This window comes from Streptomyces sp. NPDC031210 (genome assembly GCF_055570395.1).
In genome coordinates this window covers 81,770-105,466 of sequence record NZ_JBVIHH010000009.1, presented here as the reverse complement: position 1 = coordinate 105,466, position 23,697 = coordinate 81,770, and the positions used below count along the sequence as shown (strand labels likewise).

Below are 23,697 nucleotides of genomic sequence, written 5' to 3'. Positions count from 1 at the left end.
GCGGCCGGTTGGCCGGGATCTCCCTTTTCGCCGTGGGGGGGCGTTCCGTAGGTTGATGCCGGAGATCATCTGGGGGGGCGGGTGGGGCGCAGGGAGAAGCCGGTGGATCCGGCGGCGGGACCGGTCCAGCGTTTCGCGTTCGAGCTGCGCACACTGCGGCAGGAGGCCGGCGGGCTGTCGTATCGGGCGATGGCGCAGCGCGCCGGGTACTCGGTCACCGTGCTCTCCCAGGCGGCGGCCGGTGAGAAGCTGCCGTCGCTCCCGGTTCTCCTGGCGTATGTGACGGCCTGCGGTGCCGATACCGCCTCGTGGGAGCGGCGCTGGGAAGAGGCCGCGCGCGAGGACGCCGAGCGGCTCGCGTCGGGGCCGGACGAGGAGGGGGAGGCGCCGTACCAGGGCCTGGCGCGCTTCGAGGCGGCCGACCACGCACGCTTCTTCGGCCGCGAGCGGCTCGTGGACGATCTGAGTGACGTGCTGCGCACGCACCGGTGCGCCGCCCTCGTCGGCCCCTCCGGAAGCGGCAAGTCCTCCCTGCTGCGCGCCGGATTGATCCCCCTCCTCCAGCGCACGCCGGATCCCGTCCTGCGCCCGGCCGCACTGCGAGTCCTCACGCCCGGGGAGCACCCCATCCGCACCCATCGCGATGTGCTCACGCCCGCCGGGGGAAGCGCGGACACCTGGTTGGTCGTCGACCAGTTCGAGGAGGTGTTCACCCTCTGCCGGGACTCCCGGGAGCGTGCCGAGTTCATCGAGTTGTTGCTGCGCGCGGACGACCCGGACAGTCGACTGCGCGCGGTGCTGGGGGTCAGGGCCGACTTCTACGGCCGCTGTCTGCAGCACCCGGGGCTCGTCCCGGTGATGCGCCGGGCGAGCGTGCCGATCGGCCCGATGACCCCCGAGGAACTGCGGGAGGCCATCGTCAAACCCGCCACCACGCGGGGGCTGATCGTGGAGCGGGCCTTGACGGCCCGACTCGTCGAGGAGGTGGCCGACGAGCCCGGCGGGCTGCCGCTGCTCTCCCACGCGCTGCTGGAGACTTGGCGCCGGCGCCGTGGCCGCACCCTGACGATGGGGGCCTACGAGGGTGCGGGAGGTCTGCACGGTGCCATCGCCCAGACCGCGGAGCACCTGTACGGCGCACTCTCGCCGGATCAGCGCGTCGTCGCCCGGAGGCTCCTGCTGCGACTGATCACCCCCGGCCAGGGTGCCCCGGACACCCGCTGTCCGGTGGACCGCTCCGCCCTGGAGGGCCCGGCCGCCGGTGCGGGGGAGACCGGCACGGTCCTGGACCGGCTGGCGCGCGCCCGGCTGGTCACTCTCGATGAGGACACCGTCGATCTCGCGCACGAGGCGCTGATCACGGCCTGGCCCCGCCTGCGCGGCTGGCTTGAGGAGAACCGGGAGCGGTTGCTCCTCCACGGTCGGCTCAGACAGGACGCGCGAACGTGGGAGGAGCTGGGCAAGGACTCCGGATCCCTGTACCGGGGACTCCGTCTGGCCGAGGCCGAGGAGGCGTTCGGCTCCGGTGCGGCGGCGGACGAACTCACCGCGGCGGAGACCGCGTTCCTGGCCGCCGGCCGGACCGCGCGTGCGCGCGAACGCCGACGCCGGCGGAGCCTGGCGGCCGTCGTGGCCGTTCTTGTGGTGCTGTCCTTGGTGGCGGGCACGGTGGCATGGCAGCAGAACCGGGAGGGCGACCGGCGCCGCGCGGAGGCCACCTCCCGCCGCATCGCGTCGATCGCGGAAAACATGCGCGCCACGGATCCGGCGACGGCGATGCGGCTGAGCGCGGCGGCGTGGGGGATCAGCCACACGGTGGAGGCGCGGGCGGCGCTGCTGGGCGCGGTGACGCAGCGCGAGCAGGACTCGTTCGCGGTGCCTGGCGTGGGTACCGATGATGAGGTGTGGCTGAGCGCCGACGGACGGACCCTGGTGGCGGCCGCAGACGATCGAGTACGAGGCTGGGATCTGGTGGGCCACCGGCCGTCAGGCCGGTTCCGGGTGCCCGACAACGAGAGTGTGTTGGACTTCTCCCCGGACGGGCGGCGGCTGTTGATGTACGCGGGCGATCGGTTGCGGTTCCGTGACCTCGCCTCCGGACAGCCGGTCGGCCCGCCCTTCGGTTTGCCTGGTGCGTATGGTTCGTTCGGTCACGCGGCCTCCTTCGCCCCGAGCGGCCGCACGATCCTTGTGGAGGGCAACAGGTCGGTCCAGCTATGGGATGTGCGGCGAAGCCGCGTTGTGTTCCAGCGTGCGGGTGAAGACATCCAGACGTCGGCCGTCAGCCCGGACGACCGGTTGGTGGCGCTGTGCGTGGGACCCTCCCTGGAGGTGTGGGACGTCGGGGCGCGACGTCGGTTACGCACGCTCCGCTCGGCGGCGTTGTCGCACGCCGCCTGCGGGGTGGGCGGTGACCGCACCGACGGGGCGACGGAACTGCGCTTCGATCCGCAGGGCCGCAGGCTGGTGGTCGTCAGCGTCGAAGCCGAACAAGGCGTGCGCAGTTGGGACCTGAGGTCAGGGAAGGAACTGCCCCGGATCGCCTACGTCGGATCGATGCAGCCCGTCGCGTTCAGCCGTGACGGGCGGTTCCTCGCAGCCATGGACGAGGAGGAGATCAGACTGTGGCGGATCCTCCCCGACTCGTATGACCTGGTCTACCGGCACCGCCTGGGCGGCGAGGACGCCTCGGACCTCCGACTGGATCTGGACGGGGTGATCCGCTACCAGGAGAGGAACGGCATCGCGGTCGGCCCTGTACGGACCCTGTCCGTGGGCGATGCCACCGCCTCCCCATGGCACGACGTCTCCCCCGAGGGAGCCGCGTTCAGCCCTGACGGACACCTGCTCGTCACGGCCCGCCGCGACGGCGCACGGACGCGGTTCGAGGTGCGCCCCACCGACGGCGGGGGCCGGACGGCCGTACTGCCGTCGGCCGACTGCGAGAGGGCCGACCACCCGATGAAGAAGGGCGAGTCGTGCTGGGTACACATGGCGTTCAGTGCCGACGGGCAGACCTTGGCCTACGGGGTCAGTGTGCAGGACGAGGTGGCGAGCCTGGAGCGCCCGCAGCGCGTCAGGGTGTGGGATCTGCGCGCCAACCATGAGCGCGCGGACCTCGTGATCACCTCGCAGGACGAGCCGGGAGCGGTCAGCTCGATCGCGCTGAGCCCCGACGGCGCATTCCTGTTCACCCTCCAGCCGGGCAGTGAACCCGCCCTGCAGAAGTGGGACATTGCCCGCCGCACCAGAGTGGTACGACCGGCCGAGACGGACACCGGGAACAGCAACGCCGGCGGCTGGTCGGTTACTGGGGGCGGTGGCATGGCGGTGCGGCCCGACGGGCGGTGGCTCGCCACTACCTACGGGATGGGTTTCGCCCTGCCATCGGGACGCCTGATCGAGGACGGCATCGGTGGACAGATCGAGGTCGCCTCACTCGGCTACAGCCCCGACGGCAGTCGGCTGGCCGTGGGCGAGGGCTCCGGCCGGGTGACCCTGTACGACGGCGAGGCCAGGCGGCGTATGGGCTCGCTCGCCGGGACGTACTCGGGTCTGGGCCACGAGGAGAAGCGGGTCACCACCCTCGCCTACTCACACGACGGCACCATCCTGGCCGTCGGCGGCGAAAACGGCACGGTACGGCTGTGGGACGCCGACTCCGGCCGCCCCCTTGGCGGCCCGCTGCCCACCGCGGGCGACCCCGTCCAGGCCGTCGCGTTCAGCAAGGACGACCGGACCCTGCTGGTGGCCGGTGCGCACGTCCCCCTCAGGACCTACGCCATCGGCCCTGACCGCGCCACCGACACCGTCTGCAAGCGCGCGGGCGGCGGCCTGTCCCGCACCGACTGGGAGGCGTACATCCCGGAGGTGCCGTACCGCGACATCTGCTGAAGCGGTCGCCTAAGCCGCTGGGACGCTCCGGCGGTGGCCCCGTACCGGCTGCGGGTGGAGGAGGCCCCTGAGGAGTGGTGGCCGAGGCCCTGGCGCTCAACCAGTGCCTCGGCTGCACCGTTCGCCGGGACAGTCCGGTGGACCGACCGCGACCGTTGTCAAACACGCGGGCAACGAGTTTGCCTTCACATCACCTGGACCGAACAACAGCGGGCACGGACCGCGCCAACAGAACCTCTTCCTTTCCGCGGACTGTCACCGGGTGAGTATGTGGCCGTCGTGGGCGCGGTGGTCGCGGGAGCGGCGCAGGTCGGTGATGACGTAGGTGCGTTGCAGCCAGCGGTCCGCTCCGTCGTAGCGGGGGTGGAAGGCGGTGCGGCCGTGGACGGTGACGCGGTTGTCGAGGATGACCAGGTCGCCGGGTTTCAGGCGCAGGGTGCAGGCTGTCGCCTCGCAGGCGCGGCCGAATTCGGTCAACGCCGCAGCGGCCCGGGGGGTGAGCGGGGTGGTGACGAGTTGGGCCATGCGTATGTCGGGATCCTCGACTGCGCCCGACAGCACCGGTCGGGGCATGCGATCTGGCTCACTGGTGGCGTCGGAGCCGAAGGAGGGAGGTGGTGTGGTGAGGAACTCCGGTGTGAACAGGGCCTGGCGGCTGGCTGGGGTGAGGTGCGGCAGTGCTTGGCGGATGCCGGCGATGCGCATGCCGGCGATCCGGTCGTGGTCGGCGCGCAGGCACAGGAAGAGCACATAGTCGGGTGGGTGGGGGTGGAAACCGTTCTCGGTGTGGAAGGACAACGGCGCCGATCCGGTGTTGCCGTGGAAGGTCTCCTGCCCGGGCACGGGCACCACGTCCTGCACGAGGGCGCCGGATTTCTCAGCCGAGTAGGCGAGAGGCTCCCCGAGCCCGCAGGCCACCATGGTGAGTACCGCGGCCGAGATGGTGGCCTGGCGTTGGACCGAGCCGGGTGCGGTCGGTGTCGCGGGCAGGGCCGCCTGATCGACGGGCAGGCCGCTGATCACCAGTGTGCCGTGCGGGCCGGAGTGCCGCTTGAACCGGCGCACCTCGCGGCGCAGGTGTAGTGGAAGGTCTTCCCAGGCATCCCGGGCCCGTGCCACCCACTGGGGGCTGTCGACCTGGTCGTGCCCGTCGGTGCACAGGGTGCGGGCCAGCCGCTGGCACGCGTCGGCATCGGCCGGATCGAGTTCCCGGCGGGCGACGACGGTGCTTTGGATGGTGTCGGGCGTCGTCTCGGGCATCAAGGTCTCCTGCCGGGGTGTGGGCTGCGGACGCGCGGACTCACGAGTGGCGCAGCCCGGCCACGGCGTCGGCGACGTAGTGGTCCCCAAAGCGGATCAGGGAGGCGTACTGGGCGGCGCGGCGGTGGCGCATAAGCCGTAGTTCGGCGACGGCGTTGTCGGGCGCTTCGGGCTTTTGAGCGATGGAGCGGTCCAGATGCACCATCGAGTATGCGAGGGTGACGTGTCGTTCACCATCGATGATGTCGGCTTCCAGAAGAGCGCCCCGCGCCTCGGCCAGCTCCGGAGTGCGAGCCGCCACGTGTTCGTAGGAGTCGGGAACCACGGACAGCAGGTCCCTCATCGCCGCCCGGAACAGCTTGTATCCGCGATGCTGGCGCCCGCTCAACGGGATGTCGACCGACGGAGGCGCCATGGTCTGGCGTATCGCCGACATGTAGTAATCGGCCGGGATCGTACTGGCGTGAGCCATCGCTGCCGGGAAGCCACGCACATACACCGTGGCATCTGCCAGCCGCAGCAGCGCGGCATCCCTGTCGCCACGCTGCAGATGGCCGGCGGCGTCGGCCACGGCGACCGCGGCGCACACGTTGAACAGGACATGGACCTGGTGACCGATGAGCCACCGGGCGCTCCACACGCTGTCCAACGGCGCCCCCGCACTCTGCTCGGGGACGGCCACCGGCGGGACGGAATCACGGTCGGCGGCGCTCGGCGCTGCGCCGGTGAGGTCGACCACCGCCTGACGCATCCCGGCCACCTCCAACGCCAGGTCGGCACCCGACAGAGGCGCCTCACACAGATCCTCCAGACCGCGCTGGATGACCAGGACGCCGTGCAGAGCGGCCTGTTGATCCGACAGCTCTCCCTCACGGACCCGGAAGTAGGACTGACTGGTCGACTCCGCCGGCAGTCCCTCACCGGCCACGGCCGGCGCCAGCTCCGACAGCGAGGCCACCAACCCGCTGGCAGCCGCGGCTGCCTGTCGCAGCGCGAGGGCCCGCTCGACAGGTCTGTCATGGGTCGCCACCCCGGCCAGTGCGCGCGCGGCCCGCTGCGCCTCAGCATCGACCCGCGGGCCCAGCACCGGGACGGGCCGCCCGCCTCGAGGGTCACGGAAGACAGCGACAGCAGGATGACCGGTAACCGGTGATAAGCCCATAGTCGGAGTACTTCGCCAAGAACACTCCACCCGAAACCTTGATCTACGAGAGCATCGCCGTGCGGGGGAGGGGATTTGGCCAGCGAGGTCAACAGCGGCAAGTCTGTGCTCGGCCTGCCCCCGCGAGGGTAGAAAAGTCTCGGCCGGGGGAGGGGGCGGATGCGGTCCGGCCGGTGGGCTAACGCCCGCTTGCTGGGCGACAGGTGGCGCGCGGCCGCCATGACTACGCAGCCGGGTCCCGGATCAGAACCGGGAAGCGAGCAGGTCGACCGCGTTGCGGTACGGCCCGTCGGCCTCACCCGCCCGGTGAGGTTGAGGGTGGTGCGCCGAGGGCCCCGGCGTAGGAGCGGACGCCGCCGCAGGCACCCGGGTGGAGCGGCCGATGACACCCCTGCACCTCCGTGGCCGCGTACGCCGAAGAAGGCCAGGACATCCCTCAGCCTGAGCTGGCCAGATGCAGACAAAGGACGGCCCGAACGAGACGTGTGATGCGGGTGGCACCACACCCCAAGCCAGCAGCCGCCCGCACTTCGTTGCCTTCGATGGCAACGGGATGCGCGCCCGGCTCGAACCGTTCCTGCGGTGAATGTCCTCGGCCGTGCGGGTGAGCGCAGACCGCTATATCTCCGGCGGAGGCGATCAGGCCCGATAGAACACGGGGGTCGTTCCGCCGTACCGAAGTCGTACCGAAGGGAGTTCATGATGAGCCGAGGCTTGATCGTCGTGGATGTGCAGAAGGACTTCTGCGAAGGAGGGAGTGTTCCCGTCAAGGGAGGTGCTCGGATCGCGACGGCGATCGCCGACCTGGTCGAGCAGAGCGCGGGTAGCGACTACCGGTACATCGTTGCCACCCGTGACCACCACATCGACCCAGGCGGCCACTTCTCCGACACGCCCGACTTCCAGGACAGCTTCCCCGTCCACTGCGTGGCAGGAGGCGAGGGAAGCGAATTCCATCCCGGCTTCGCCCCTGCCGTGACCGGCGGGAAGGTCGACGCCGTCTTCTTCAAGGGCGCGCACAGTGCCTCCAAGAGCGGCTTCGAAGGAGCAGACGAAGAGGGCACCTCCCTGGCCGACTGGCTCAGTGCCCGCGGGGTGGAGGACGTCGACGTGGTGGGCATCGCCACGGACCACTGTGTCCGGGCGACCGCGCTGGACGCAGTCGCGGCGGGATTCCGGGCACGCGTACGCCTCGACTACACCGTCGGCGTCGCCCAGCACACCACGGCCGCAGCCCTCGACGACTTCCACCAGGCCGGCGTCGCTGTCTCCGGCACTGCACCCGGGCAATAACTCCCACTGACAGCCCGGTAGTTGGCGGGTATTGCCGATGTACGCACCGTGAAGGGGGAGGGGTCACCGAGGTTTGTGACGGGTTCGGATGCCGGAGTCCTGGTGTGGGGGCTGGCCGTCGCGGAGCCGCCGGTGGAGCTACCGGACAGCGATATCCACGGCATCTGCTCTGTCGCCACAGGACGGATCGACGGCCGCTCGCTGGTCGTGGCGGGCGGTAGCAGCGTGGGCGTGTGGGATCTGGCGGGGGACGAGCAACTGGCTTCGTTTTATCCGGATGGCGGCAGCATCGAAGCGGTCGCTGTGTCCCACATCGCCGATCGTCCGATCGTAGTGGCGGCTGCAGATCCGGGAGAGGTTTACGTATGGGGGCTGTCGGGCGACGAGGGCGATGAGCCGATCTACGATCCGATCACCGGTCACGAGGGCGGTATCTCCACCATGGACACTGCCATGGTCGGCAATCGTTCCCTCGCGATAACCGGGGGTGCGGACGCGACCGTACGAGTCTGGGACCTGGGCGAGGGCGCGGGAATCGGTTCCCCGCTCACCGGCCATCGGGGCGGCGTCGCGGTAGTGCGGACCTCAGTGCTCCACGGCCGCGAAGTCGCCCTGAGTGCGGGCTGGGACGGCGTGATACGTGCCTGGGACTTGGCCAGCCTCTTGTCGTAGTGATCGGGCTGCGGAAAGCCTTCGGACGTTGTTTCTGCTCCACCGCGGCGAGCCGACCGTCCGCGAGATCAGTCAGGCAGGTGTTAGCGAGTCTCCGCCCAGACGAGATGCTGATCCCGTTCTGCGTCGGGCTTGTTGGGGTTGGACCGCCGACACAGGCATCCAACGCCCTGGAAGAACTCGCCCGCGCCTCCGCCATGGTGACTACCGGCACCCTGACGGCGCCCCGCAACGTCGTCCCGGCGTTGGCGGGCCGCGACCAAGTCGGCGGCGACGCTGCTCCTCGGGGTCGAACACCCGTCGGCGGGCCACGCAGGCCGCTGCGGGGTGTCCGAGAAGGTGCTCGCCCCGCAGGCCACGACTCGGCTATGTGTCAGGGTGGGTGAAGACGGATGCGATTTTGGTGCCGCCTGTGCCGGCGTGGCAGCCGATGACTGCGCCGGTGTTCTGCGCGGGCAGGGCTCGGGCGAATGCTCCGCCGTGGCAGTGCCCGACGGCGAACACGCCCACGGTGGTCTGCCACTGGCTCAGGCGCCCGGTCTCCGCTTCGATGACCGGTTCGGCCGTCGAGAGGACGCGTTCTTGAACGAGGTAGTCACCGCGGGTGCCGTCCGCGCCGCAGGCACGGGCGCGCACGGCGCGTTCCCAGGATTCCTGTGACATGGCGGCCCCGATGAGGACGCCGGAGCCGCTTGCCCCCATGGCGGGCTTGAGGACCAGGTCGGCGCGCCGCTCGATGCACTGATCGACCAGGGCTCGACGCTGCTGGTCATCGACGAGGGTGAAGTCGGGTCCCAGCAGTCTCGTCCAGGGGATAACGGTGTCGACCAGGTCGAGTTCGGCAGGTGTCAGCCGGCTGCGCACTCTGTCGTCGTAGAGGAGCCCGAAGGTTGCCTTGCTCTCATGGACGGAGGAGTCCAGAGAGGCGAACAATGCGGTACGGCCGCTCAGGTGGGCAGCCACCAGGCGTTCGAGCTGGGCCTGGTCGGACTTGTGGTGCGCTACGTGGTCCATGAAGAAGTAGCGCATCACCACATCGATCACCACACCGTGAGCTACGGCCTTTCCGTCCCTGAAGGTCAGGTGGGCAAGGTCGGTGTGCATCACCCGCATGCCGTGGGCGGCCAGGCCCGGTCGCAACAGGTGCAGATGCCGGCTCTTGAAGGAGGCGCCGCTCTCCTCGACCAAGGCGACGGTGGGGTTGTCCACGCCGACGACGGGGGATGCGATCGTGCGCAACTGGTCGACCAGCAGGGCGATCGTGTCGGTGTAGGCCAGGTGGTGCTGATCGGCGAACGCGGCGAACGCGGGCTGGCCTAGCAGACCTCGATTGACCAGTGACTCGGTGCTGCCACCGAGTTCACTGCCCAAATTCAGTTCGATCATCTTGAAGGTGTCGCCGGTGGGAATGACATCGGACCGCACGTAGCGCGCAAACTCGCCGGTACTGCCTCGGCGCACCGTGTCCGTAACCCGGGCGGAATGCCCCTGCGCCTGCAGATAATCCGCGATGCCGCCGAAGCACCGCCCGGGGAGCTGCTCCAGCAATGACAACACGCCCTGCGTGGCCTCACCGGCCGCAGTCATCAACGAGGCCGGCCAGAACACCGGCCGGTCAAGGAAGACATCCCTGAACGGTGCGATGACCTTGACGTCGTCAAGACAGTGCAGCAGCCCCGAGTCTTTTCTTCGGCACAGCTCCCGGTAGTGCTCCGTCGGGGACATGGCTGATACGCCGGGGACCGGACCGGTACCCCGACGCCTGTCATCGAAGGGATGGGGTACAGGCATGACAAGCTTCTGCTTTCACTTGAGGAGGAAGGCCCGCGTTGGGCGGCCGGGCATGGCTGTGCCTCTTGCCCTCGACGGTTCCAGCCGTCGCGTCCCACGAGGACGGCGAAGGCTGCCCCGCAACTCGTGGGTTGCGGGGCCGGGCGTGGTGACACAGGCGGAGCGGTGCCGGCTGGGGGCACCGAGCGGGCGCTCGCCGGGTCGGCGACGCGAGCGATCAGGACACGCTGTCCCGGCGCGGACGGTGGCCGGCGCGTACCGGGCTTCCGAGCGAGCTATGTCCGGAGCATGCGCACCATCATGCGTGGCAATCACGACTGGTGCCGCGACTCCCGCCGCTACTTCCGATCTCTGTCTTGACTGCCGGCTGCGGTCGGCCGCCGGTAGGTTGGTGAGGCGTCCCACCGGTAGGGCTGCGGCGGCTTGATCCGAAGTCACCGCACGTGCCATCCACGCATCCGCCCTCCGGCCCCCCCGCCGGAGGGCTTCGTGCTTCCTGGAGGAGACTTCGTGCCTGGTGGCTGACCTCAGACGCGGCGGCAGTGGAAGATGCCCCAGCGCAGTTGCTCGCGGCGGGCCGCGTCCACCCAGAGAGGAAGGTTGCCGAGCAGGCTGTCGAGGTAGGCGGGACTGATGACGCCGCGCAGTTCCCGCTCGCGCTTGTGTGTCTCCTCGGTGAGGCGCACATAGTGGTGGACCAACTGGCTGCTGCGGTCGTCGAAGTCGGTGCGGGACATGCCGAGTGCGGTGAGTGTGCGGCGGTAGAAGTCCGGTGTGGCGAGCGCGTCCACGCCCAGCCGGGACACGGCGGGGTGGAGTACCTCCTCAGGGGTGTCCTCGGCGGCCATCAAGTCGGTGAAGACCAAGGATCCGTCCGGCTTGAGGACGCGTACGGCTTCGCTGAGGACGCGCGTCCGGTCGCCGCTGTGGCAGAAGGCTTCCTGGGACCATACGACGTCGAAGCGGCGGTCCGTGTAGGGGATGTCTTGGAAAGATCCGGTGACGACCTCAATAAGACCGTCCAGACCCCGCTTGACGTTGGTGGCGCGGTGGCGTTCGTTTTGGGATTCGCTGATGTTGAGGGCGACGATGCGACAGCCGAAGCGTTCGGCCAGGTAGCGGGTCGGGCCGCCGTATCCGGACCCGAGGTCCAGCACCGTGCTGCCTGGGCCCAGGATGTCGCCCACCTTGTCCGCCACCTGTGTGACGGTTCGCCGGGAAGCGTCCGCGATGGCCTCGTGCTCATGGGCGTAGACCCCGGTGTGGATGTCCTCGCCGCCCCATACGGCGTCGTAGAAGGCGTCGACGTCATTGGTGTCGTAGTAGCCGCGCGCCGCCTCCTCAGGAGTCGGTGCACTGTCGTACGGCATGGATGTCTCACTTCGCTCGGAGTTGTTCATCCGGTTCAAAGATCACCTTCCCACCGCTTACCGCGCCCATCACAGAGAGCAAACAAGCCACCGGAGTGGCTCTGCCTCACATTCCGCGCTGGAGGCCCTATTCGGGCGCCCTCGACACTGAGTCTGATAGCCGGTCCCCGCGCTTGCGGTCCTTGCCTGCCGGGTAGTGCTGCGTGCGGTGTTCTCTTCTCCCGCCGTGCGGGCGACGCGAGGGACCGCGGTGGCGTGGGAGCAGAGGGGGCTTGATGACCGACTTGGCTTCGGCGAAGTGGAGCAGCGGAACCCGGCGGGTGGATCGCACTCTGTGTCGTCTTGGTGGTCTGTCCGACGCGCTGATGCCTGGTGACCTGGTGGCAGCGCGCGTGGACCAGGTGGGGTGGCAGGACTGGATCGGTGACGTGAGTGGTCGTCGCAGGCGCCTGTATGCCGGGGATGTGGTGGTGGGGGTGTGCGGGGGACGTTACGCCACCAATATGTGCGAGGGTTTGCCAGGGAGCGGGACGATACGGCACCTGCTGGGTGCCACCGGTGTGATCGGTACGGTCGTGGGCACAGCTCTTGGCCGGGATGCGCCCACTCAGGTGGAGTTACTGGGTTCCGTGTCCGCCGAGGACGGGCAGATCCTGTCGGTAGCGGATTTCGCCCTGCCATGGCCGATCCCGGCATCGGCAGCAGGCCCTGGTGCGAATCCCACTGTGGCTGTCGTGGGTACCGGCTCCGACAGCGGCAAGACGACCGTGTCGGCTGCCCTGATCCGTAGCTGGCGCCGTGCCGGCCGGCGGGTGGGGGCGGCCAAGGTCACCGGTCACGGCGGACGCGGGGACAGGTGGGCCTTCGAAGACGCCGGGGGTCAGGTGAGTTTGGATCACCTTGAATTTGGTGTGGTTGACACCTACGGCTACCCTCTCGACGATCTATGGGCCCTGGTGCGGTCGATGCATGGCTTGCTGCTGCAGCGAGGCACCGACGCCGTCGTACTGGAACTCGCCGACGGAATGCTGCAGCCTGAAACACGCGGGTTGTTGCCCTATCTGCCTCGGATCGCCCACGGCCTCGTGATCACGGCATACGACGCGCTGGGCGCCGTAGCCGCGGTCCGCATGGCCGTTGAAGCGGGGAATCGTCCCCTGGCCGTCAGCGGCCTGATCGCCAACTGCCCGCTCAAGACTCGGGAAGCCACCGAAGCTACTGGCCTTCCGGTGCTGTCGCCAGACGACATCGCGGAGGGCGAGTTCCTGGTCTGCGGCGCCGGACTCCCAGCCCTGCCCTCAGGGGTGACCGCCGACTAGCTTTCCGGTAGTCAAATAGCTTTCCGGTAGTCAAACACCCCGTTTCTTGCCGCGTGAGGGGCTGGTGGGGACCGGTGTTCCCAGTCTTGATGACCAGTTTCTTCGCAAGCTCGGGGACGGGGCCGGCGCGTCACGGACGGCACGGGGCGCGGATGCCAGAAACAGACCACGCGGCCTGGCGGTCAGGCAGGCCCCCGGGGGTGAGCCCAGTGATGTGCACACCCTCCATCCCTGGCCACGGAGGTCACGCTACCGCTGCCTCGCCGGTTCGGATCTCGGCCCGCGGGCGGGACAGAGTGCGGACGTCGCTGAGCATCAGTGGGGCGGCGGCCACGGCGAGGATCACGGTCGCGCTGAGGCCCAGTGCGGTGCTCAGCCCTACCGCTTGGACGGCAGGGCCGACAAGGACGTACCCGAGTGGTACCAGCACCAAGGGGCCCACGTTCGAGAAGGACAGGACGCGGCTGAGCTGTTCGACGGGGATGCGTTCCTGCATCAGGCAAGTCCAGGTCACCATCGCTGTATCCACCCCGACGCCCGCGATCAGCATGGCCAGGGACAGGACCGCCAGTTGCCCGTGCCAGGCCATCACCGTCATCGGAAGTGCCATCGTTGCCATGCATCCGCAGATGAGCAGACCGGCATAGCGGGGGCGCCACGCCATGGCCATCGCCGATCCCGCGGCCAGTCCGGCTGCGAGTGCGGTGACCGCCAGCCCCCAGGACTGTGGGCCGCCCAGTTCCTCGGTTGCGTAGACCGGACCCATCACCTGGACGCTGGCCAGCCACAACATCAGTGTGAGGGCGTTCTGCAGGACCATCACCCACAGCCACCGTCGGCTCCTGAAGACCCGCCAGCCTTCGATCACATCACTGAGAATCTTTGTCTGTTCGGCACCTTCCTTCCGCAGCAGGGGAACACCGACCCGCGAGAGGAGTAGCGCCGCGCAGAAGAAGCTCAGCGCGTCGCAGGCGATGGCCCAGCCGGGCCCCGCGAAAGCGACCACCACACCGCCGACCGCGCGGCCCGCCATCTTCGAGGCGTTCTGCGGAAACCTGACCAGGGCATTGGCCTGTTGCCTCAGCTCAGGCTCGACGATCTGCGGAACGACGCTCTGCTGTGCCGGGACGAAGTAGCCATTGGCGGCACCGGTCACGAGCGCCAGCAGAGTCAGGTGCCATACCTGGGCGGTTTCGCTGAGAAGAAGCACCGCAGCCGCCGATTGCGCCAGCCCGGAGGCCAGGTGCGCGCTCACCATGACGCGCTCCGTCGAGGTCCGATAGGCGGCGGTGCCACCGACCACCGCCAGCAGCGGCTGCGGAATCATCCGCGCAGCGAGCACCAGACCCAGGCTGCCGGGGCCGCCACCGACGGCGAATACCGCGAAGGCAAGAGCGACGACGGAGATGTCGGAGCCCAGTTGCGACAGCACCTGTCCCGCCCAGTACAGCCGGTATGGCCGGTTTCGCAACAGAGCCACCACCACGCGCAGATACCCCGGTCCCACGCCGCTACGGCTTCTTCTGCCTTTGGCACCGAATACCGTCAACGCCAACAGCCTCCGCTTCGCCGGCATGACGCACAGCACACGGCTGTCGCCATCCCGATAAGGACCAACCGGCCAACCAACTCGTCACCGATGTGCTCTGCGTCAGTGTTCCGCGAGCAACTCCGCGAGCACCCCGGCGATGCCCGCCAGTGGGGCCGGCCTGGTCATCTCCAGGTGGGAGCATTCCACGGGATATTCAGTGACCGGACCCTTCACGAAGGGCTGCCAGTTCTTCCCGCAACGACCCTTCGCTTCGCCTTGCGTAGCGGAGAAATACGCCATGGGCCCGTTGAACCGCTGGGCGGGGATGTACTGCCGGGAGAGCGCGTAATGCCGTCGATGTGCCTCGAACATGCGGTGGAAGGTGTGCTCTCCCAAAAGCCCGTAGGGGCTTCCAGAAGCAGCCAGTTCGCTTCTGAGGGCTTCAAGGTCCAGCTCTGTCGCCTCTGACGGTTGGTCAGTGGTGCCGGGAGACGCGGCCTCGTCGTCGAGTTCGCCGAGCATCATCAGGAAATACCGCCTGATGGCGTTCTCCAGGACAAATCCATCGGACTCGCCGTCTGCCGTGAACTCCCGGCGCTCCTGTGGTGGCGGCGCACTGTCGAGCAGGGCGAGGAGTGCAACCCTTTCTCCGGCCTGCTGAAGCCGCACCGCTGCTTCGAACGCGACCCGCCCGCCGAATGACCAGCCCAGGACGTGGTACGGGCCGTGCCGCCGCACCTTCCTGATCTGCTGGACGTAGTCGGCCGCCATCTCCTCCACCGATCCGGGTAGCGCGCCGCCGCTCAGCGCACGTGACTGCAGGCCGTAGACCGGCCTGTCCCGCAGGTGGCGCAGCAGACCGGCATAGCCCCAGCTCAGGCCGCTGCCGGGGTGGACACAGAACAGTGGCGGTTTCGCCCCGAGCGTGCGCAGCGGAAGTACGACGTCGAGGGCGGCACCGGCGTCTGCGGGTACCTCGCATCGGGCTGCCAGCGCGGCGACGGTGGGGTGGTCGTAGAACGTGCTGAGCGAGATGTCCGCGCCGAGCGTGTCGCGGATCGACTCAATGAGGTCCACGACACTGAGTGAATCCCCGCCGAGTTCGAAGAAATCATCCTCGATACCGACCCGATCCCGCTCCAGCACCTCGGCGAACAGTGAGCACAGGGTGTGCTCCTGCGGGGTACGAGGGTTCCGGTATGAGCTGCCGCCCGGCTCGTGTTCGCACGCTGTGGCAGTCATCGCGCCACCTCGGCAGGAAGCTGGTCGCCACGGCCCGATGTGACGGCGTCGGGAGCGAACCGCAGGACGCCTTTCAGCAGACAACGCTCACCGAAGAACGAGTTACGGCCGTGGAGAAGACGGCGGTTGTGCATGAACACGGCTTCTCCTGGCGTCAACAGAACGGGTTTCGCCAGCCCGCCGTCGACGATCTGGTGCTCACAGAATTCCGTGAAGCGACGCGCCATTTCAATAACTTCGGGCGGATTTTCTGCGGAGACGCGGGTGCTGCTCCAGTTGAACGACGGGATTCCTTGCTCGTAGAAGAGGATCGTGGAGGTACGCCGCTTCTCGCCCTTCTCGAAGAGAACCTCCGTCTCCAGGAGCTGCTGGAACAGTCCGGGGTCGAAGGCCGCCAGGTAGTCGTAGACTTCGGTCCCGTCGGCGACTACTGTCGCGCCGCCGAACTGCGCCTGCTGCACGCAGTAGAAGAAGAAGATGTCGAACTCGACGTCTGTATACGCTCCGTCGATGTGCAGTGGCATCCGGGTGTTGCCGTAGCGGTACAGGGACTGATCGACCGCGGCGGGGTCATACCGGATATCCAGCCAGCCATCGGATTCCAGAGAAGCGGTTTCCGCGTCTTCGTTCTTGAAGTGGAAGTCGCCGAGCCGCGAAGCCAGTCCGTGGTAGAAGTCCCCGTGATCGACCTCTTCGGGAACTCCGGAAACCCTGACCACTTTGGTGCGGCTCAGTGCTGCGCATACGTCCTCGGCGCACTGTTCCGCGCTCCGGTACTGCACCGTGGTGCAGAAGTCGGTGAGCATCTGCGTTGACTGGTCCGCTCTCATGGTGCTTCCTGCCTGCGGCGTGTCGGGCGGCGGCCGTCGGTGATCTGGATCCGGTGGATTTCGCGGCGCTGACCCGGGTAGTCGTTGAGCGCCTTGTGCTGGACGCAACGGTTGTCCAGGACCACCACGGTCCCGGGATCCCAACGAATCCGGGCGGTGAATTCGTCGCGCACGATATGGTCGGCCAGGGAGTCGATCAGCGGCTGCGCTTCGTCGTACGGAAGGCCGGCCAGCCCCGACATGTGGCAGGCACTTACGTAGAGCGTTGGTAGTCCGGTTTCCGGATGGATACGGACGAGGGGGTGTCGGTATTCTTGATCGGCGCGTTTCTTGTCCGCTACCCGTGTCACGTCCCCCAGTTGCAGGTCGGCCGCGGCACTACCGTGGACCTTGGTCGCCGTGAATACCCCGTCCATGTCCTGGATGCGGTTCTTCATGTCATCTGTGAGTGCCTCGTACGCGGCACTCATATCGGCCACCAAGGTATCGCCGCCACTCTCGGGAATGTCGATCCCCATGATCACCGTGTGCGATGGCGGAATCTCATGGTAGGGGGAGTCGGTGTGCCAGACGCCGCCGAAGTTTCCTTTGCTGGCCGGCTCCTTGACGATGCGCAGAATCTCCGGGAGGCCCTCCATCGGTTCACCGAACGGGTAGGGAGTGACCGTCCCGAAGCGTCGTGCGAAGCCAAGGAATTGTGTGGGGGAAAGATGTGCTTGCTCCCTGATGCACAGCACGTGTCTGTCGCGCAGAATTTCGGTGAGAGCGGCAAAAGCGGCATCGTCAAGAGCGGAGAGATCCACTCCCGTGATCTCCGCACCGAACGTGCCGTTCATGGCAGTCATGCGAAGGTGCGCCGGACGTGCTGTCGTCCCGGGCCCGGACTCGGACCTGGGCTTGGACTTCCTGGGTCGCGCCGACGTCGCGGAAGCCGAAGTGGGCATGCTCGTCCCGGAAGTCACAGCGAGCCCCCCGCCGGCGCAGCGGCATCGCTCGCCGCGATGCGGCACTCACCATCGGTCGGGCGGGGTGCGATCGTGCGATCCCAGTCCAGGGCGACACCGCACTGCCGGGGCTTGGGCCGCTCTGCGGCAGAGAGCACATCAGCGTGCAGGGGCACCGATTCGTGCCAGAGCGACTTGAGGAACTCAGGGTCGTTCTTCGACAGATAGGGGCTCTGCAGTCCTGCGTACCCGGCTGGAACGCAGGTCAGGGTTGGCACCCGGAGATCGGCGTACAACCGGCCGCTCCACAGGTCCTTGGTGTCCGCCGTAGGGCGGCACGCACTGTGATCGATCGCGTCGAGGACCGGAGAGCCCGGAACGAAGCGCAGGCTGTTCTCCCCCATCGGGAAATCCCTGTCGCAGAAGTAGGCCACGATGCGGTCCTGCCTTCGAGCCAGCGCCTCGTCGCGGAACGCGGCCGTCATGATGGTCGGTACGGCCACTCCACCCACGCTGCGGTACTGCTCAACTGCCGTCAGCCTCATACGCAGTTGCGGTTTGCTGTCGAAGGCGCTGACAGAGACGCGCAACTCCGCGCCGAGCTCGGCCAGGCGAGCGGCCACTTCGTCCGGCAACGCCATGAACACCTTGGTGATGAAGACCGTGTGATGGCCCGATTCCCGAATGAGCTCGGTCAGCCGTACGGCCTTCGGCCAGTCCCATGAGGCATCGCTGTTCCAACCGTTACGGAGGTAGCCCTGGGTGGCCGGGATCGCCGCCAGATCGGCGCGGAACACCTCCTCGTCCAGCACATTGGGCACCCGGGTGCCGAAGTCGTAACCGGACTCGAAAGCGCCCTTAGCGGCGAAGCAGCTTCCGTAGCAGACCTGCGTGGCCGGCAGGCAGCCCAGCATCAGGTCGGTGGTGAGTGAATCGAAGGGCAGTCCACCGGCACGGCCTGCCCGAATGCGGCTCCCCTTCGGGATCTTCAGCGAGGCGCCCTTGCCGTAGGACTGGTACGCGCCGGCCGCCAGCCGCCGCAGCCGCTGTGCCACTTCGTCGCTTCCGTCTGTGAGTTCTGCCAGTTCCCTGGCCATCACCTCGGGTCCCGCGGCGGTCATACACCGCTCCCGGCGTCGGCGACCGAAGGCGTGCCGACGAACGCCCGGCGTGCCCGCTTCAGTTCACGGTGGACGCTGCGCAACTGACCGCAGCCGCCGCCCACGTCCACGCCCGCGCTCACGCAGATGCTCACATCAAGCCCGGCGGCGTCCAAGCCGCTGCGGAAGTGCTCATATCGCGCCGGCGGCGACGGCATCAGACCCGCGTCCGGAACCTCGTTCCACGACTTGAGCTTGACCGAGAACACGTCGCGATCCAGGAGTTTCACCAGCCTGTCCAGATCGGCGTCGGAGTCGTTGACGCCGTCGAACAGCAGGTAGTTCATGATGACCGGAACCCCGGAGGCCAGCCGATACTCGCGGGCGGCGTCCAGCACGTCTTCCAGCGGATACGTCTTGTTCGTGGGGATCAGCCGGGTGCGCACCTCGTTGGTCGTCGCGTGCAGGGAGACGCTCAGCAGGCTGATCGGCATGCTCGGCAGTCGGCGCATCTGGGGGACGATCCCGGAGGTCGTCACTGTCACGTGTTCGGTGAGCCCGTCCGCCAGCAGCCGCGTGGCGGCATCCCGCAGGTTGTCAAAGTTGAGCAGAGGCTCTCCCATTCCGGCCACGACGACCTTGGTGAACTTACCGCCCGGAACCCCGTCGGGCAGGTCGGCTGCGGTCAACGCCACCTGGTCGTAAATCTCCTGGCTGGTGAGGTCACCGAGATTGCGCTGCTTACCGGTCTCGCAGAACACGCACCCGACGTTGCAACCAGCCTCCGTGGAGATACAGGTGTGCGGCTCATCGCCGAGCTTGTAGTAGATGCTTTCGACCGTACTCCCGGAACTGGGAACATTCCACAGGTACTTGATGCTGCCATCGGCCGAGGTTTTCTTCTCAACAATCTTCATGCTCTCCCACACTCCTCGATTGCCCTCACGAATGCCGTCACCTCTGTGTCCCACACGACTCGCTATGCCGGCGACGCCACTCCCACGACTTCTCCCGCCGGCACCGCGAAATACTCCGAAGGAGCGAAAATCTTCGTCCCCTTGAGCCAGCGCATCCCTTCGAAAACCTCCCGCCGGTGGAGAACTTGAGCGTTGTCGTAGACGACGAAGTCGCCCATTCGCCATTCATGGCCGTAGACGTTCTGGTCGCTCAGGCAGTGCTGGAGCAGCCGAGCCTTCAGCAGGTCGCCTTCTTCATCGGATACGCCGATGAATCTCTCGGTGTTCTCGCTGACGTAGACGAACTCACCGTCTCCTCGGGGAGAGGTGAGAAGTACGGGGTGCGAGACCTCGACGTGTTCCACGTTGTCGTGCGTGGGCGCCGGCCGGCGGGTCGACCACAAGGGGCGGACCTGTTCGACGAGCTCGGCTGGGAGGGAAAGTCGGTCCACGGCCGTCGTGGCGAAGCTCGTCGCCCCGCCGTGCGTCGGCGGGACCAGGCAGTACAGCGAGGCCAAGGTGGCCGGATCGCAGCGGAATTCCTGGTCGGAGTGCCAGTAGTCGGTGTGGTTGTCGGCGACACCGATCGGCTTTCCCGACTCGTCCTGAAATCCGGTGAGGTAGCTGACGAAGCGGGTGGACGGTGCGTGCGACCATGTGCGTGCCGGCTCCTCCAGCCGCCCGTCGCCGATTTGTCGGCTCACGCGCTCCAGTGCGTCATCGTCCAACACTTGGTCTCGGAACACCAGGACGCCGCACCGCGCCAGCTCGGTGCGGATCACATGAACGGCTTCGGCGTCGAGAGCGCGCACATCGAACCCGGTGACCTCGCACCCGAACCGAGGGTGAAGATTATTGAATTCCATGATTAAATCCCTAGATTTCGGCAGGCTTCATGCCGGGCGACGATCGCTATCCGACGAGCGCTATCCATGTTCGCGACATGCAAGCTGCTGGATTTTTCGACCGGGGTCGACCGGACGACTTCGACGCTAATACCCAACGCCATTCGTCATCACGCAAGCAGCACCGTCGGCGCCGCCTATGGAGCAACCGGAACTCGCCACACCCCGTCGAGTGATTGTTACTTCGCTACCGATGCGGAGGCCAACGAAAAGCGGCCTGGCCTATTTTCTTCTCATGGATCGCTCGCCGGCAGTGAAGGTGATTATCGCCATGGTGCGCCATGGTGCAACGAGATTGTCCGGAGGGTGCTGTGCGGTGGATTTATCGCTCCCTCTTGATGTGTGGGCCTCCACGCGGTGGCCTGGTGTCTCCTTTCCCTGGGACCCGGATGAAGCGGAAGGCGTGCTGGAGTAGGGGCGAGCGAACCCCACGTGCGCAGCCAGGGCGGGATCGAGGTGACGGTGACCGCGCCGTGAGAGAAGTAGCCCCGCTTGTCGTAACGGGTCGGTGCGGCACGAGGCGCCATGGAATCGAGTGAGGTGAGAGACCTTCAGCCTCTTCCATCCTCAGCGCGAGGTTCTAGAGGGAGGACGGCTGTGGCCAGGGCGCTGACGAGGGTGGTACCGATTTCGTGCTCAACTAGGAGCGAAACTGCCCTAGTTGAGCCATAGCGTAGCGTCGTCACATCACGAGGAACCACACGAGGGGACGAGACCGATGGACCACACTGCGCCCGAGGGCTACACCAGCGTTGCGCCGTGGGTGGTCACCGACGACACCGGTGCGCTGCTCGACTTCATCACCGCCGCTTTCAACGGCGAGGAGACGGCAAGGGTGCAGGTCGAGGACGGAAGCATCGGCCACGGCGAGATCCGGGTCGGCGACACGGTCGTGCTGGCCTTCGACCGACGGCCCGACTGGCCGGTGATGCCTTCGCTGTTGCGGGTCTACGTCCCGGACGCGGATGCCGCCATGGCGGCCGCGGTCGCGCAAGGGGCACAGGTGATCACCGAGGCTGCCGACAGCGCGTGGGGGGATCGCGGCGGCCGGGTGCGGGATCCGTTTGGAAACATCTGGTGGGTGATGAGCCGAGTCGAGGACATCGCACCGGACCGGGTCTGGGAGCGCATGTCCGAGCCGAAGTACGCCGAAGCGATGCGCATGGCCCAGGAGACTCTGAACGCCGCGCTCAGCGGTCGGGAGTCAGGGGTGGCAAGTGCCCCGCAGCGCCCGACCTACTGAGATCATCTCTCGACCTGACCGCAGATGGCGGGAGTTGAGGGCAGCCCGCGGTACATAGACGTGACGAAGCTCCTGGTAGACGGGCTCTCGACCAAGACCATCCGTGGCACCAGGAGCTTCGTGACGAACGGCTCCACTGGGACGCGCCAGGGCGCGGACGGCCCGCTCGACCACCACAGATTGCTCCTAACGCCGCCACGCCGACCTCGCCGCGGCTGCCGTCTGTGCCTCCCCTGACGCGGTTTCCAGCACCACCTGCCCCGGCTCGGCGACGTGTGCCTCGTTGATCCGCTCCATGACCTGTGGCACGCCTGGGTCAGTGCACCTGGTTCGGGAAGGTGGGGCCATGTCACCGGGTCGTGGCAGGGCGGGCTTCGCCCCCACCTGGAGCCCGGCGGCGGCAGCATCGGCCGGACGCGTCGCCAGCCGCCGGGCCAGCTCAGTCTCGCCAGCGTCCGGGAGCTGTGGCCGGATCAGGTGAGTTGAGCTGCCCGGCTATGGGGCCCTGCTGTTGACGGGGCTGGTGCGTTGCGGTGCGGCAGGCGGCCAGGTATTCGGTCGGAGCTGTCGCCAGCGAGGCGGGCGCTCGATCTGCTGCGCGGCTACGCCGCCCGTGACCGCCCCGCGATTGTCGGACATCTCGCGCCTGCAGGCGGCCAGTTTGTGGCCCGGTTTGCGAGACGTGTACGGGGTCGGTGAGCGGGCGGTCAGAACCAGTGCAGGCAGTGCGGGGAGCGGTCGGCGCGGAAGAGGGCGTCAGCGAGGGTCGCCGCGCCCGGGCGGTGGGCCCGGATGTGTCCGGCACGCACGAGTGTGCTCGGGGTGCCACCGAGGTAGATCGAGCCCAGGTCGCTCACGTCCAGGGAAAGGTCGGGCTCCCGATCCGTGGGGACGCAGTCGGCCTTGCTGTCCCGGACGGTCAGCAGGTAGCGGCCGTGCTCGCCGAGGAACCGGTCCTCGACATCGAGGACGAGCTCGCCGTCCATGAACCATCCGCGCGCGGTCAGCGCACGCGGGACGTCCAGCAGCCGCACCCAGAGCCAGTCGGTGTCGCCGCTCACCTCGCCGGCGCGGAAGTCCGCGAACTGCCAGCGCAGCGGATGTTCGGTCGGGACGTGCTTGAACACGACCTGAGAGACCAGGTCGTGTCCGAGTACGAACCGGGCCAGGGCCGTGAAGACGGCGTCGTCGGTGGTGATGGTCTCGTCGACCGTCAAGGTCTGTTGCTCGCCGATCGAGTAGCTGGAGTACCCGTCCGGGACGCCGTCGGTGTCACGGTGAACGGCGATGTAGCGCGGCGCCGGCGAGATGGGGGGCTGCCCCGCGCGCAAGGCCCACCAGCGGTGCGGCCGGGACAAGGCACCGGGCTGGGCGCGGCGATACCGGTCGTAGACCTCTTCCAGAATCTCTGCGCACTCGGCACGACGCAGCACCTCGATCGAGTCGTGGTCCGAGCCGGCATCTGGTGCGTCGACCGCTGCGCGCGCCCGAGGAATGGTGAGGGCGGCCTGGTGGCGCGGCACCGTCAGCCGCGCCGTGTAGGTCGCCGGTCCGTAGCCGAACCTGCCGTAGATCGGGGCTTCAGAGGCCAGCAGCACGGAGAGGAACTCCCCGCGGACCCGCAACTGGGCGAGCTGATGCCGCATCATCGCGCTGAGCACGCCCTGGCGCCGGTGCACGCGGTCGTGGTCCAGAAAATCACTGTCGACGTACTCGCGGGTCTCCCAGCGTGAGGTGGTGACATCCCTGGGGCGGCCCAGTCGGCCCCGGGCGAGCGGGCTCCAGGCGATCGAGTGGGTCGGGACGCCGGTGGGGCGCGCTTGTGTCATATGCACGGTGCGTATGCCCTTGAATGCATAATGTGATCGCCAGGGGGTGGAAACGCGACAACAGAGAAGATCATGTACACGCAATTCGCGAAGGACTCTCCATGAAACAGACACCCTCCTCGCATCCACTTCCCGACCGGCCGGACGCCGCGCGTACCGCTGACCGTCCACGTCGCGATCCCCCGGGTCCGGTACTACGGCTACCTGCTTGACGCCCACCACCATGGCTTGGTCCCACCCGGCCTCCTGCGCGAATGGTTCGCCCTGGTCGGCGCCCGCCGCACCCGCCTCGTCCAGCTCTTCGACACCAGCCTGCGCACCGAGTTGACCGCCGCCGACCGACCGCCACCGTCCTG

The 23,697-nt window shown here is 67.8% G+C and carries 18 protein-coding genes; 5 read left to right on the top strand and 13 right to left on the bottom strand.

The window, feature by feature from the left end:
- Nucleotides 1-102: 102 nt before the first annotated feature.
- Complete coding sequence (locus tag ACZ45Z_RS18285) at nt 103-3,894, top strand: nSTAND1 domain-containing NTPase (protein ID WP_468363142.1); 3,792 nt, start codon at nt 103-105, stop codon at nt 3,892-3,894.
- A gap of 255 nt (nt 3,895-4,149) precedes the next feature.
- Here ACZ45Z_RS18285 and ACZ45Z_RS18280 read toward each other — a convergent pair whose 3' ends face one another.
- Nucleotides 4,150-5,154: a TauD/TfdA family dioxygenase gene (locus ACZ45Z_RS18280; protein WP_468363140.1), complete on the bottom strand. Its 1,005-nt coding sequence runs from the start codon at nt 5,152-5,154 to the stop codon at nt 4,150-4,152.
- A 40-nt stretch (nt 5,155-5,194) separates the two neighbouring features.
- Nucleotides 5,195-6,184 carry a hypothetical protein gene (locus ACZ45Z_RS18275; protein WP_468363138.1) on the bottom strand — a complete coding sequence of 330 codons (990 nt, stop codon included), beginning with the start codon at nt 6,182-6,184 and terminating at the stop codon, nt 5,195-5,197.
- A gap of 834 nt (nt 6,185-7,018) precedes the next feature.
- On the opposite strand from ACZ45Z_RS18275, the gene ACZ45Z_RS18270 reads away from it, so the two are divergent.
- Nucleotides 7,019-7,609: an isochorismatase family protein gene (locus ACZ45Z_RS18270; RefSeq protein ID WP_468363136.1), complete on the top strand. Its 591-nt coding sequence runs from the start codon at nt 7,019-7,021 to the stop codon at nt 7,607-7,609.
- A gap of 132 nt (nt 7,610-7,741) precedes the next feature.
- Entirely contained in the window at nt 7,742-8,281 is a 540-nt protein-coding gene (locus ACZ45Z_RS18265) for a WD40 repeat domain-containing protein (RefSeq protein WP_468363134.1), read from the top strand.
- 366 nt (nt 8,282-8,647) lie between these two features.
- Here ACZ45Z_RS18265 and ACZ45Z_RS18260 read toward each other — a convergent pair whose 3' ends face one another.
- Together ACZ45Z_RS18260 and ACZ45Z_RS18255 are read right to left on the bottom strand one after the other, a co-directional pair.
- Entirely contained in the window at nt 8,648-10,006 is a 1,359-nt protein-coding gene (locus tag ACZ45Z_RS18260) for a hypothetical protein (RefSeq protein ID WP_468363132.1), read from the bottom strand.
- 593 nt (nt 10,007-10,599) lie between these two features.
- Nucleotides 10,600-11,442, bottom strand: a complete 843-nt coding sequence (locus ACZ45Z_RS18255; protein WP_468363131.1) for an SAM-dependent methyltransferase — start codon at nt 11,440-11,442, stop codon at nt 10,600-10,602.
- Between the two features lie 275 nt (nt 11,443-11,717).
- Here ACZ45Z_RS18255 and ACZ45Z_RS18250 point away from each other — a divergent pair, with 275 nt between their 5' ends.
- The gene (locus tag ACZ45Z_RS18250; protein ID WP_468363129.1) at nt 11,718-12,761 is read left to right on the top strand and encodes a P-loop NTPase family protein; all 1,044 of its coding nucleotides are present in this window, start codon (nt 11,718-11,720) and stop codon (nt 12,759-12,761) included.
- A gap of 244 nt (nt 12,762-13,005) precedes the next feature.
- Here the strand turns inward: ACZ45Z_RS18250 and ACZ45Z_RS18245 are convergent, their stop codons facing one another.
- From ACZ45Z_RS18245 to ACZ45Z_RS18215, 7 genes are all read right to left on the bottom strand, one after another.
- Nucleotides 13,006-14,337 (bottom strand): MFS transporter, encoded by a 1,332-nt coding sequence (locus tag ACZ45Z_RS18245; RefSeq protein ID WP_468363127.1) that lies wholly within the window; start codon nt 14,335-14,337, stop codon nt 13,006-13,008.
- A gap of 75 nt (nt 14,338-14,412) precedes the next feature.
- Nucleotides 14,413-15,534, bottom strand: coding sequence for an alpha/beta fold hydrolase (locus ACZ45Z_RS18240; RefSeq protein WP_468363125.1), 1,122 nt, complete (start codon nt 15,532-15,534; stop codon nt 14,413-14,415).
- Nucleotides 15,531-16,364: a TauD/TfdA family dioxygenase gene (locus tag ACZ45Z_RS18235; protein WP_468363123.1), complete on the bottom strand. Its 834-nt coding sequence runs from the start codon at nt 16,362-16,364 to the stop codon at nt 15,531-15,533. The genes ACZ45Z_RS18240 and ACZ45Z_RS18235 overlap by 4 nt, the downstream gene beginning before the upstream one ends.
- Nucleotides 16,361-17,200 carry a TauD/TfdA dioxygenase family protein gene (locus ACZ45Z_RS18230; RefSeq protein WP_468363121.1) on the bottom strand — a complete coding sequence of 280 codons (840 nt, stop codon included), beginning with the start codon at nt 17,198-17,200 and terminating at the stop codon, nt 16,361-16,363. The genes ACZ45Z_RS18235 and ACZ45Z_RS18230 overlap by 4 nt, the downstream gene beginning before the upstream one ends.
- Nucleotides 17,201-17,322: 122 nt before the next feature.
- The gene (locus ACZ45Z_RS18225; RefSeq protein WP_468363119.1) at nt 17,323-18,429 is read right to left on the bottom strand and encodes a hypothetical protein; all 1,107 of its coding nucleotides are present in this window, start codon (nt 18,427-18,429) and stop codon (nt 17,323-17,325) included.
- Nucleotides 18,426-19,325 (bottom strand): radical SAM protein, encoded by a 900-nt coding sequence (locus tag ACZ45Z_RS18220; protein WP_468363117.1) that lies wholly within the window; start codon nt 19,323-19,325, stop codon nt 18,426-18,428. Before ACZ45Z_RS18220 ends, ACZ45Z_RS18225 begins: the two co-directional genes overlap by 4 nt.
- A gap of 62 nt (nt 19,326-19,387) precedes the next feature.
- The gene (locus ACZ45Z_RS18215) at nt 19,388-20,230 is read right to left on the bottom strand and encodes a TauD/TfdA dioxygenase family protein (RefSeq protein WP_468363115.1); all 843 of its coding nucleotides are present in this window, start codon (nt 20,228-20,230) and stop codon (nt 19,388-19,390) included.
- A gap of 757 nt (nt 20,231-20,987) precedes the next feature.
- Here ACZ45Z_RS18215 and ACZ45Z_RS18210 point away from each other — a divergent pair.
- A complete protein-coding gene (locus tag ACZ45Z_RS18210) occupies nt 20,988-21,512 on the top strand; it encodes a VOC family protein (protein WP_468363113.1) in 525 nt (174 codons plus the stop codon).
- Nucleotides 21,513-21,698: 186 nt separating this feature from the next.
- On the opposite strand, the gene ACZ45Z_RS18205 is transcribed toward ACZ45Z_RS18210, so the two are convergent.
- Nucleotides 21,699-21,809, bottom strand: coding sequence for a DUF6207 family protein (locus tag ACZ45Z_RS18205; protein WP_468363491.1), 111 nt, complete (start codon nt 21,807-21,809; stop codon nt 21,699-21,701).
- A 410-nt stretch (nt 21,810-22,219) separates the two neighbouring features.
- Nucleotides 22,220-23,341, bottom strand: coding sequence for a GNAT family N-acetyltransferase (locus tag ACZ45Z_RS18200; RefSeq protein ID WP_468363111.1), 1,122 nt, complete (start codon nt 23,339-23,341; stop codon nt 22,220-22,222).
- Nucleotides 23,342-23,697: the final 356 nt, after the last annotated feature.

Coding starts and splice junctions, on each gene's coding strand:
- ACZ45Z_RS18250 (WP_468363129.1), top strand. CDS start 11,718: ATGACCGACTTGGCTTCGGCGAAGTGGAGCAGCGGAACCCGGCGGGTG.
- ACZ45Z_RS18270 (WP_468363136.1), top strand. CDS start 7,019: ATGAGCCGAGGCTTGATCGTCGTGGATGTGCAGAAGGACTTCTGCGAA.
- ACZ45Z_RS18205 (WP_468363491.1), bottom strand. CDS start 21,809: ATGGAGCGGATCAACGAGGCACACGTCGCCGAGCCGGGGCAGGTGGTG.
- ACZ45Z_RS18260 (WP_468363132.1), bottom strand. CDS start 10,006: ATGTCCCCGACGGAGCACTACCGGGAGCTGTGCCGAAGAAAAGACTCG.
- ACZ45Z_RS18240 (WP_468363125.1), bottom strand. CDS start 15,534: ATGACTGCCACAGCGTGCGAACACGAGCCGGGCGGCAGCTCATACCGG.
- ACZ45Z_RS18235 (WP_468363123.1), bottom strand. CDS start 16,364: ATGAGAGCGGACCAGTCAACGCAGATGCTCACCGACTTCTGCACCACG.
- ACZ45Z_RS18280 (WP_468363140.1), bottom strand. CDS start 5,154: ATGCCCGAGACGACGCCCGACACCATCCAAAGCACCGTCGTCGCCCGC.
- ACZ45Z_RS18220 (WP_468363117.1), bottom strand. CDS start 19,325: ATGAAGATTGTTGAGAAGAAAACCTCGGCCGATGGCAGCATCAAGTAC.
- ACZ45Z_RS18200 (WP_468363111.1), bottom strand. CDS start 23,341: ATGACACAAGCGCGCCCCACCGGCGTCCCGACCCACTCGATCGCCTGG.
- ACZ45Z_RS18245 (WP_468363127.1), bottom strand. CDS start 14,337: ATGCCGGCGAAGCGGAGGCTGTTGGCGTTGACGGTATTCGGTGCCAAA.
- ACZ45Z_RS18230 (WP_468363121.1), bottom strand. CDS start 17,200: ATGAACGGCACGTTCGGTGCGGAGATCACGGGAGTGGATCTCTCCGCT.
- ACZ45Z_RS18215 (WP_468363115.1), bottom strand. CDS start 20,230: ATGGAATTCAATAATCTTCACCCTCGGTTCGGGTGCGAGGTCACCGGG.
- ACZ45Z_RS18210 (WP_468363113.1), top strand. CDS start 20,988: ATGGACCACACTGCGCCCGAGGGCTACACCAGCGTTGCGCCGTGGGTG.
- ACZ45Z_RS18255 (WP_468363131.1), bottom strand. CDS start 11,442: ATGCCGTACGACAGTGCACCGACTCCTGAGGAGGCGGCGCGCGGCTAC.
- ACZ45Z_RS18225 (WP_468363119.1), bottom strand. CDS start 18,429: ATGACCGCCGCGGGACCCGAGGTGATGGCCAGGGAACTGGCAGAACTC.